The organism is Chitinophaga sp. (assembly GCF_036569125.1).
Lineage (GTDB): Bacteria > Bacteroidota > Bacteroidia > Chitinophagales > Chitinophagaceae > Chitinophaga.
Genome location: NZ_DATCRF010000444.1, coordinates 1 through 11,491 on the forward strand (window position 1 = coordinate 1; position 11,491 = coordinate 11,491).

Annotated in this window: 7 protein-coding genes and 3 tRNA genes; all 10 read left to right on the plus strand. The window is 46.7% G+C overall.

Annotated features, from left to right (window positions below; all coding sequences use genetic code 11):
* Positions 1-66, plus strand: a tRNA-Thr gene (locus VIM87_RS16605).
* A 206-nt stretch (positions 67-272) separates the two neighbouring features.
* Positions 273-355: transfer RNA gene (locus VIM87_RS16610), tRNA-Leu, on the plus strand.
* Positions 356-423: 68 nt separating this feature from the next.
* Positions 424-1,611, plus strand: a complete 1,188-nt coding sequence (gene tuf, locus VIM87_RS16615) for an elongation factor Tu (protein ID WP_331998077.1) — start codon at positions 424-426, stop codon at positions 1,609-1,611.
* Between the two features lie 109 nt (positions 1,612-1,720).
* Positions 1,721-1,791, plus strand: a tRNA-Trp gene (locus VIM87_RS16620).
* Positions 1,792-1,907: 116 nt separating this feature from the next.
* Complete coding sequence (gene secE / locus VIM87_RS16625; RefSeq protein ID WP_331998078.1) at positions 1,908-2,099, plus strand: preprotein translocase subunit SecE; 192 nt, start codon at positions 1,908-1,910, stop codon at positions 2,097-2,099.
* 2 nt (positions 2,100-2,101) lie between these two features.
* Complete coding sequence (nusG, locus tag VIM87_RS16630) at positions 2,102-2,677, plus strand: transcription termination/antitermination protein NusG (protein ID WP_089920803.1); 576 nt, start codon at positions 2,102-2,104, stop codon at positions 2,675-2,677.
* Positions 2,678-2,802: 125 nt separating this feature from the next.
* Positions 2,803-6,921: a DUF6531 domain-containing protein gene (locus VIM87_RS16635; protein WP_331998079.1), complete on the plus strand. Its 4,119-nt coding sequence runs from the start codon at positions 2,803-2,805 to the stop codon at positions 6,919-6,921.
* 12 nt (positions 6,922-6,933) lie between these two features.
* Positions 6,934-8,055, plus strand: coding sequence for a hypothetical protein (locus VIM87_RS16640; RefSeq protein ID WP_331998080.1), 1,122 nt, complete (start codon positions 6,934-6,936; stop codon positions 8,053-8,055).
* A gap of 265 nt (positions 8,056-8,320) precedes the next feature.
* Positions 8,321-8,554, plus strand: a complete 234-nt coding sequence (locus VIM87_RS16645) for a CPCC family cysteine-rich protein (protein WP_331998081.1) — start codon at positions 8,321-8,323, stop codon at positions 8,552-8,554.
* A gap of 107 nt (positions 8,555-8,661) precedes the next feature.
* Positions 8,662-11,491, plus strand: a 2,830-nt coding sequence (locus VIM87_RS16650) for a hypothetical protein (protein WP_331998082.1), incomplete at its 3' end; no start/stop codon positions are given.

Genomic DNA, 11,491 nt, shown 5'->3' on the forward strand with positions numbered 1-11,491 from the left:
GTTGTAGCTCAGGGGTAGAGCACTTCCTTGGTAAGGAAGAGGTCGTGAGTTCAATTCTCATCAACAGCTCAAGAGTCTTTGATAAAACAGAGTTGCCTTGTATCAGGGATTGGTTTTTCTCCCTAATCCGGGCATCTTTGAAACAGGGTTTAATTTGCGATCTGCGCGCATTCGGTGAGAACCGGAAAATCGTAAGTTCAATTCTTCATCAACCACTCCAACATTGTTTCAGTAATTCCTTACGGCCTGCTGATCAAAGTTTTTATAACTAAGCGTTGTAGCTCAGTGGCAGAGCAAGTTCCGGGTCACTCAACCACTCCGGAAAAAGACATGAGTTCAATTCTCATCAACTGCGCAAGTTTGTAAAACAGTTTTTAACAACTATTAATACAATCTTTACAAACCATCTAAAAAGAAAATAAAATGGCAAAAGAAACCTTTAAGCGGGATAAACCCCACGTAAACATTGGTACCATCGGCCACGTGGACCACGGTAAAACTACCTTAACTGCTGCCATTACAACCATTTTGGCAAACAAGGGTCTGGCAGAGAAGAAAGGTTATGACGAGATCGATGCGGCTCCTGAAGAAAAAGAAAGAGGTATTACCATCAATACAGCACACGTTGAGTATCAGACAGCTAACCGTCACTATGCTCACGTTGACTGTCCGGGCCACGCTGACTATGTGAAGAACATGATCACAGGTGCTGCGCAGATGGACGGTGCGATACTGGTGGTTGCCGCTACAGATGGTCCGATGCCGCAAACAAGGGAGCACATCCTGCTGGCTAAGCAGGTAGGTGTACCTCGTATTGTTGTTTTCATGAACAAAGTTGACCTGGTAGATGATCCGGAACTGCTGGAACTGGTAGAGATCGAAATCCGCGAACTGCTGTCTAAAAACGGCTTTGACGGTGATAACGCTCCTATCATTAAAGGTTCTGCAACCGGCGCACTGGCTGGCGATGCTAAATGGGTAGGTGCGATCGACGAACTGATGGAAGCTGTGGATGCTTACATTCCGCTGCCTCCTCGTCCGGTTGATCAGCCGTTCCTGATGTCTGTAGAAGACGTGTTCTCTATCACAGGTCGTGGTACCGTTGCTACCGGTCGTATCGAGCGCGGTCGTATCAAAGTGGGTGAGAACGTTGAGATCGTAGGTCTGCAGGAAGAAAAAATGACCTCTACCTGTACTGGTGTGGAAATGTTTAAGAAAATACTGGACGAAGGCGAAGCTGGCGATAACGCTGGTCTGCTGCTGCGTGGTATTGAAAAGACCCAGATCCGTCGTGGTATGGTTATTTGCAAACCCGGTTCCATCACTCCGCACACTGAATTCAAATGCGAAGTTTACGTACTGAGCAAAGATGAAGGTGGCCGTCACACTCCGTTCTTCAACAAATACCGTCCTCAGTTCTACTTCCGTACTACTGACGTAACCGGTGAAGTTGAATTACCTGCTGGTGTTGAAATGGTTATGCCTGGTGATAACGTGTCTCTGACCGTTAAACTGATCCAGCCCATCGCTATGGATAAAGGTCTGAAATTCGCTATCCGCGAAGGTGGCCGTACCGTAGGTGCTGGTCAGGTGACTGAAATCATCAAATAAGCATCTAATTCTAATATAGTCGTAAGTTGCAAGTCGTTAGGAGTTAGTTTGTAATTACATAATAATAAATTAACTTACATTTCTAACAATTTGCAACTTACGGCTTCTTACGGGCATAGTTCAATGGTAGAATAGCGGTCTCCAAAACCGTTGATACGGGTTCGAATCCTGTTGCCCGTGCTAAAAAGAAAGTGTAAGAGTGAATAGTAAGGGGTGAATGGTACTAATAAAAAACCTTCACTTTTTACCGTTCACTTTTCACCATTACAATAACCCATAACGGTTAACTTTATACCATGAACAAGATCAGAACATATTTCCAGGAATCTTATCATGAATTAGTACATAAGGTGTCCTGGCCTACCTGGCAAGAGCTGCAATCCTCTACTATGATCGTGCTGGTAGCTACGATTATCATCACCCTGATGGTATGGGGTATGGATGCACTTTCCAACGTAGTGCTAACTCAATACTATAAATTATTTTAACAATGGATGCATCCAATACCAATACCGCACCCACCCAGGAAACAAAGTGGTATGTACTACGTGTTGTTAGCGGCAAGGAAAAGAAAGTGAAAGAGTACCTGGATATTGAGGTGCGCCGTTCCGACTGGGGCAACGTAATTACCCAGGTTTTTCTTCCGGTGGAGAAAGTGTACAAAGTACAGGCAGGGAAGAAAGTGATGCGCGAAAAGAATTTTTACCCCGGTTACGTGATGATCGAAGCGATAGATGGTAAAATGACCGATGAGGTGATCCAGTCTATACGTAATGTATCCGGTGTGATACACTTTTTAGGAAAAGAACATCCTATTGCGCTGCGCAAGGCAGAAGTGAATAAAATGCTGGGTAAAGTAGATGAAATGAGCGACCAGGGTATTACCATGAGCGAGCCTTTCATTGTTGGCGAAACCATTAAGATCATTGATGGTCCGTTCAACGACTTTAACGGTATGATCGAAGAAGTGATAGAAGACAAGAAGAAGCTGAAAGTAACAGTGAAGATCTTCGGCCGTGCTACCCCTGTTGAGCTGAATTTCATGCAGGTAGAAAAGATTAGCTAAAAAAACAAGCTGTAATATTATTTGCAACGCCACAATCAAGCAATTGGTTGTGGCGTTTTGCTATATTTGTGTACTGTAGTCATTAGTTCCTTTTACCCCGTACCGTTAACCTACAAGCCGAAGACATGCTCGTAAGCAACAAGCATTTTACGCCAGTTATAGGGTTGGATATCCATATCGTTATATTGTTTGGTTTTCCCATACCCCTTCCACATCCTTATATTGGATTTGTAGTAGATCCCATGGATTATATTCCTTTTATTGGCGCTACTACCAAAGTAAATCATGTGCCCCGCGGTAAAAGCGATACCAGCGGTATTTTCATTATCCTGTTTCATATTCCCATGGGCGGACCTTTTCTGCTGTCGCCCATGATAGGCCACGATTCGGTGAACTTTTTTGGCAGTAAGACCACTAAAGTGGAAGGCAATCTCTTTAGCCCTTCCGGCCATATGCTGATGACCTGTAACGATATTGGCATACCCTTATCCCTGCAGCCGGGAAAGAAAATGAAGCCCATTCCCAGCATGTACCTGCCTACCTCGTTCTCCATCCCATTGTCTTTCGGCAAACCGGTAATGGTAGGCGGGCCCTATGTGCCGGATTGGGCGGGCGCTTTACTGAACCTGGTAATGAGCTTTGGCTTTGGCGCGCTTATGAAAGGCCTGGGCAAAGTGGGTAAAAAGGCGCTCACTAAGTTTAACCATGCGTTGAAAGGAAAAATAGGCAGCAATAAGCTGAGCAAGGCACTGTGTAAAAAAGGTTTTGAACCGGTAGACCTTGTGCAGGGCATTGTGATTTATGATGGGGTTGATTTTGAGCTGCCTGGCCCTATTCCCCTGAAATGGGGCCGCTCCTGGAACAGCGACAGCGGGTATGCCGGTGTATTAGGCCATGGCACGCATTTTAGCTATGACCTGCGTGTACAGGAATTTGCTGCTGAAGATGCCACGGTTGTATTGCTGGGCGATGGCCGCAGCGCCGTGTTTGATCAATTACCGTATGTGGGTAACCGTGAGTATAACCGTCATGAGAAGCTAACGCTTACCCGTACTGATATCGAGGAATATGAGATGTTTGATCATACGGAACGTTTGCACTACAGCTTCCGTAAGCTGCATCCATTGGATGAACAATACCGTTTGTATGCTATTCGCAGTGAGGCTGGTTTTATGATCAGCTTTCACCACAACCATAAAGGCCAGCTGGTGCAGGTAATAGACAGCGCCGGCCGTCACCTGCACGTAAGCAATGATCCCGAAGGCCGCATGACCAGCGTAACAGCCAAACATCGCGGTGCTGAGCAGGTTATGATCCATTATGCTTACAATGAAGCCGGCGACCTCTCAGAGATCACGGACGCGCTGAACCAAACCACCCGCATCCAGTACCGCAATCATTTAATGACAGCCAAAACCGACCGGAATGGTCAAAGCTTTTACTGGGAGTATGAACGCGCCGGCGCAAAAGCCCGCTGCGTGCATACCTGGGGCGATGGCGGTTTGCTGGAAGGCTGGCTGGAATACTTCCCGGAGAAGGGATATAATATTATCACCAATGCTTTAGGCCACTCCACTACTTATTACTACACCCCGGATTTTGTGGTTACACAGATCAAGGATCCGCTGGGTAATTCCCAGTTCTTTGAATACACGGAAGATTTTGAGATCTACCGGGAAATAGATGAAGAAGCTAACGTTACCGGGTATACGTATGATGAAAGAGGGAACCGTACAGGGATGATACAACCCGATGGCAGCACATATACGTTTAACTATGATGCGGAAGACCGGCTGGTATTGGCTACAGACCCGCAGGGCGCAGGACGGACGTATATTTATTATAAGAAGGAGGAGCATAAGGGTTTGCTGCATACGATCACGGAAGCAGATGGAGCGATTACGATCTTCAGGTATAATGGGGAGAATCTGGTAAGCAGGATAGAGGATGAACACGAGCGTAAAACGCTGATGACCTATGATAAAGACGGTAACCTGCAAACTTTAACACTGCCCAATGGGAGTGTTTCCAGCTGGGAGTATGATGCCTGGGGGCATTGCACAAGATCGCGCAACCCTTTACACCAGGAGCAGCATTTCCATTATGATGCCCTTGGGCGCGCTACAGATGTAAGCCTGCCGGATGGTAACAATATCCGGCTGCGATACAATGCTTATGATGAAGTGCTGCAGCTTACAGATAAACAGCGTAATGTTCGCTTTGACTATACCCCGTTAGGTAGTTTGAAAATGCGGGAGGAGAACGGGAACAAGATCCATTTTGTTTACAATAAGGAAGAACAGTTAACCGGATTAGTTAACGAACATGGTGAAATGTATCGTTTTTCCCGGAACAACCGTGGAGACATTATACAGGAAACGGCCTTTGATGGCCTGGTGCGCCGCTATGAACGGGACCCTGCGGGGAAGATCGTTAAAGTGCAACGCCCCGGCAAGCGCTGGACGGAGTTTGAATATGATCTTAACGGGCGGCTTACCCGCGCTGAATACAGCGACGGGAGCTGGCAAACGTATAGCTATGACCGTGGCGGACAGCTGGCGGAAGCAGTGAATGAATATGGCACTGTTAAATTTCAACGGGATATAAAAGGCCGGATAATACAGGAATGGCAAAATGGGTATACCGTAAACAGCGTTTATGACAAACGCGGGCAGCGCAGCAAGGTAAAAAGCAGCCTGGGTGCGCAAATACAGCTACAGTACAGTACTACCGGAGAAATTACTGATATACACGCACAGGCCGCCGGCATGGATACACCCTGGGCCGCACATCTTGAGCATAACCTGTTGGGGCTGGAGATAGAACGTACTTTACCCGGTGGCGTTAAAAGCAGCTGGACGTATGATAAATCCGGTATGCCGGAAAGCCACACTGTTAATGCAAATGAACGCAACACCCGGCGTAAGCACTACCGTTGGGATGCCAATCAGCGCCTGAAACAGATCATTAACGGGATCAGCAACGGTACTGTTAAATTCGGTCATGATGATATAGGTAACCTGGCCTGGGCGCAGTATGAAGATGGCGCCTTTGATTACCGGCTGCCGGATAAGGTGGGCAATTTATATACAACACCCGAACGTAAAGACCGTAAATATGGGCCTGGTGGAAAGCTGCTGGAAACCCCCGATGCAAGGTTTATCTATGATGAGGAAGGCAACCTGGTTAAAAAGTTGGTCAATACCTCTATTGGAGCAGCCTGGGAATACGAATGGTATGGGAACGGCATGCTGAAAAAAGCAGTACGTCCTGATGGGAAGACCGCAACGTTCTGTTATGATCCACTGGGCCGCCGTATTGAAAAGCAATTTAACGGACAGCTTACCCGCTTTGTATGGGATGGTAATGTGCCTTTGCATGAGTGGAGCTATCCTGTAAAAGATAAACCGGTTATTACCATTGATGAGCTGGGGGATGTTCAGCAAAGCCATCCTGAACCGGTACCGGCTGAAACGCTGGCCACCTGGGTGTTTGAAGCAGGTACTTTTATTCCGGCTGCCAAATTGATACAGGGAAAACAGTATTCAATTATCACCGATCACCTGGGCACGCCTTGTGAAGCGTACGACGAAACAGGCCAGCAGGTATGGAGCTGCGAATTGGATATTTACGGTAAGGTGCGTAAGTTAGCAGGTGACCGTACGTTAGTGCCTTTCCGGTATCCCGGGCAGTATGAGGATGTTGAAACCGGTTTGTATTATAACCGGTTCCGGTATTACAGTCCGGATGAAGGGATGTATATAAGCCAGGATCCGGTGGGGTTATCCGGTGGATGGTCTTTCTATAATTATGTAACCGATCCGAACGTTTTTATAGATGTATTTGGATTTGTACAGGAAGTGATCCGTACAATGAGCCAGGCAGAAAAGGATCTGACGGTAGATAATAAGGGGTTGGTGAGAGGGCCAAATAATTCAAGAGGAGCTAAGTGGGTATCTGTAGGAGAAACCTATGATACGGCCAAGAAATCGGATTATAAAGTAGTATTCCATACAGATGATAGCGTAAATGATTTCTTAAAAACCAATACGCTGGATTATGAAGAGATGGTAGGTGGTGAAAGCAAGCATACGGATAAAATACTGACGAAGAGCAATGAAAGAGGTGCATTTGGTATAGGTGTAGATAGAATGGAAGGGTTTAATGAAAAGATCCAGAAGATAGAAGTGTTTAAGAAAGAGAAGGGGAAATGGGTTAAAAAGCAGACAATAAAGTGTAAGTAAAAAAAGCTGTTAATGGAACCTAATATCAAAGAACTGTTGTTTTACAGGGATAAGAGAGCAACCGGTACCCGGGAAGAACTGTCAACCAGTGATGGCCTGTTAATTAACAGGAAACAAAAAGGGAGCTTCGCCTATTATTTTAAAGATGCTCCGGATATTGCTATAGATGATTTTATATCTGCTGAACTATATGATGAAGTAGCAGGATTTTCCCAGGATGATTCTTTTAATGATCTTCTTTTCTTAGCTGAAATATTACTGGATGTATTGAAGTATAGCAAAAAGCCGTCTGTTATTAACCGGCGGCTGAAGCTCTTTTGCTTCAAAAATATGATGTTCCGGAATGAGCTGATTACCGCAGAACAGAATGTGAACGATCGTGAAGATCTGTTCCGGTTCTTTTTATTTTTTCATCCTTGCGGTGAAGATTTTATAACGTCTTTTTCATTCAGGAATGGTGTTCCTTTTTATAAGGAAGAAACGATCGGCTTGTATGAACAGGTCCATTCACTTTTTGATGTGATTATCAATAAAACCCATCCCGTTGCCTTAAATGGATTTACCAAAATAAGCGGTGATATTGCATTAGCGCTGCTGCAAACCATATTGCAGCCTGCTAAGCAGGCCGTTTTTGCTGCAGAGGGTAATGGGTCTGATATGCTGACGAAAATTTTCTCTGAACCTCATATTTTCTTTGATCTTTACCAGCATGATCAGAAAAAATTCTTCCGGTTGCTGGAAGAAAATATAGACCAGTATATTGTAAAGAGCTGGGATGATGATGCAAAATTACAGGCATCGGTGTATTATGGACCTGCTAAAAATGATGCGATGGAGCGCTATTTTGACCGGCCTTCCAGGATATTCCCCAAAAAGAAGTACCTGGCAGAATTTTTTATAGACCTGTATATTTTTTATATGCTCCGGCAGCCTGCAGAGCTGGAGAGTATGATCACTTTTTTTGCTGACAAACCCCGTGTACAATTAAAAATGATCGCTATTCTTTTCTCCCATCCCTTTTATAATGGAGAAGCTAAACTGAAGCTTGTGCAGTCCGGGAGGGATACGTTATTACCGCATGGTTTCTGGACTGAACGATTGAGAAAAATGAAAGAGAATGTAGCGAAGTCATAACATAATCACTAAAGGGAACTTCTAAGGCGAATGATAGTATTAACTAGGAAAGAAGCATTAACACTACTATCTCTTCATTATTTAATAAAGCTAACAGATGAAGAGCGGGAAAATGTGCTATTGGATATGAGATTTTGATGAAAGTAACGCTGCTTCTGCAGCCTACAATGAAAAAGTCTTAGCCTACTATAATGAAATTAACATTGGAGTAAGAGATGATTTTCTTTCACAGGAAATATTTGATCTAACCGGCATCACAGTCCAGATGGAGGGTTTAGAGGAAAAGCTGTATAAATGCCCCTGCTGTGCGTTTAAAACGCTTAAAACAAAAGGTGAGTATGAGATCTGCCGGGTGTGCAAATGGGAAGATGATGGCAATTGTGAACCTGACAGCTACAGCAGCGCAAACAGGCAAACCCTTAGTGAAGCTTCAAAGATATTCAATGAGAAAAGGACTGCGAACCCTGAGGATAAGCGCTACCTGGCTTTTTTTGAATAGTACATACAAGCCACCCCTCTCAACAAAAAATCATATCTTTATACCAGATATATCAACTTTTAGAGCGTAGCCAAGGACATTCATAACCCCAAAAAATTCTGTCACATATGGCCGCCCCGTTAAAATCGCTGTTACCCCAGCGGCGCAATACCTTTATTGTGATCGTTATATTATTTGTGCTGGGTACCGCCTTTGCCACCTACTATTTCTATTACATTCCGGGCAACCGGCAGCGGCTGCACCAGTACGGCTTCCAGGTATTGAGCGGTATTTCCGCGAACATCAAAGCCCGTAACAGCGACCTGCTGAAACTTTACAACAACCTGGTGAACGGCGAGTTCCGCGATGCCAGGACCCGGGAGGATACCGCTGCCATGAAAAAGGCGCTGGAGGCCTTACCGGAACAGGTAAAAGCCAGCTTTAGCCGGAACACGGATACCACGCGGGCCGGCACTTATATTAAAGGCAACCTGCTGGAATATCATATCATCCCTAAAAACCAGGCTGCCATAAAGCTGGTGCTACCGGTAGAAAAACTGATACAACCCATTATTGGTTACCGGAATGAGCTGTTCACCTCTTACCTGCTGCTAAAGCTGGATCATGGCCCGGGCACCATGGTGTATTATGATGAGCGCCTGGGACTGGATAACCAGGTGCAGCCGGATAGTTTGCTGAAGCGTTACCGTGGCACTACCTTTTCTCAGATCATAGATATCAGCATACAGGGCATTTCCTACAAGCTGTTCTGCTTTCCGTTTATGATGGGGCAGGAGCGCCTGGTGCTGGGCGGCTTAATAAAGAACACCGACTACCGCCAGCGCCTGGGCAGCATACCAGTGTACCTGGTGTACCCGCTTATTATTGTGCTGCTGCTGATCATCATTAGCCTGCCTTTTTTGAAAATATACCTGATGGGGCCCTATGAGCAGGTAAAGTTCAGCGACCTGGCAAACCTGGCGCTGGCCATCTTTGGCGGGGTTACGGTGATTACCATGATCGTGATACAGATATTGCTGCTGGCCAGGGGATATATGATGGCTAATACGGGATTAAGAACCCTCTCCGGCCAGATTGAGCAGAGCCTGACGGGAGAGGTGCAGCAGATCCGGCAGCAGATGCGCTTCCTGGATGCTGCTTTTCTGCGTGTGCTGCAGGGCGATAGTATACAAAAAAAACACACCCTGGCAGTACAGGTAAGAAGTAAAAAGTCCCGCTACGCAATTCCACTCACGCCACCATCCGGACAGCCTTATTATAATTTTGAGCGCATTAACTGGGTGAGCAGAACGGGCATGCAGCGTTTTCGCGTGCAGCTGCCGGATACATCCAGCCTGTACCTCATCAGCGTAAAGGAAAGGGACTATTACCGCTTTTTTGCGCAGCAGCCCGGCAATGGAACAGATACCGGCATTTCCCTGTTGGACCCTGTGTATAGCTGGTCCGGGGGCGATTTTGTAATTAACCTGGTAGAAAGCAGCCGTATAGATTCCATGGCGCTGGTAGCTTTTTCAGCCCGCATGTACTCCCTGTTAAATACAGTAGTGCCACCGGGTTATGGCTTTTGTATCATTGATAACAAGGGCAAGGTGTACATTCATTCAGAAGCCGACCGCAACCTGAAAGAGAACTTTTTTGACGAAGCCGCTGATGCAGGGCCTTTGCGCGATGCCATTAACAGCCGGCAGGATACTACTTTGAACAATGTGCACTGTTATGGCAAAACCCACTCCTTATATATACACCCGCTGTCGCAACGCCTGGTTATGCACCCGGTGGCAGGCCGTTCCTTTTACCTGCTTACGTTCTATAATAATGGTTATATAACGCCGGTTAACCTGCGCATACTGCTGTTTTCCCTGGTGTGCACGTTCTTTACTTTTCTGCTGGTGTGCAGCTGGCTGCTGCTGCATCACGGGTTTTCCAAACGTTCGCTGCTGTACCGCGATCCGCTGGCGGCGCGTTTCACCTGGATCATTCCCCGGGAGGCCGATGATGCCATTTACCGCAAAGGTTTATGGTTCCTGGTGATCTATTTAGGGGTGTTGCTTACCTGCGGTGTGTTCGGGAAATGGTTTGATGATTATGTAACCTTTGCGCTGGGTCTTATCTCGCCATTAAACATCCTTATACTGCTATATGCTTATCATTCCTGTACACAACCCGGGCGCCGGGACCATTCCTGGAAAATAGCTGCTTACCTGTTCCTGATGCTGGGCTACAGTGTGTTTGTATACTGGGTGCTGGCCATTGGGCAAAGCGGGGGAGCGGTTGCCTACTGGCTATTCCAGGGGGTGCTGCTGCTGATACTGGCCGTAATGTGGGGCTGGCCACCGCCCAATGAAGTTGCTGCTGCGCCGCAGTTACCGGTATCGCTTATGCATTACAGCTGGTTTGTATTGTTGCTGGCATTGTGCCTGGGAGTAATGCCCATGGCCATATTCACCTGGTATGCGCATAATCGCGAGATTGTACAGTCGGTGAAAAGGCAGCAGCTGTGCATGGCCCGTTGCCTGGAAAAACGCAGGCCGGCTTTGTTAGGGCTGGTAAAGAACTTCCGCAATACGGGGGCGCCTGTAAAAGGTTATTATACCCACTGGTGCTGGCAGCGGGGTATCTACAGTACGGGCCGGGATCATATTATGCCGGTAAAACCCTGGGACCAGCCTCCTGGTAATACCTGGAACGTACCGGAGCTGTATTACAGCCGCCTGGCAGGGCAAATAAATATGAATAATGAACAGGACCCTTCCAGCCTGCCCTTACTGCAACAGGCGGCAGACGGCGCCTGGTACTGGGATCAGCAAAAAGGCGGGCTGGCGCTGCATTACCGGCTGGCGCCCGGTAATTATCCGGACGGGGTGCAGGCCATACAGATCATTACGCGGCCGCCGGTACGTTACCTGTTCCTCAGCGGCTGGCAGCATATTACCATGC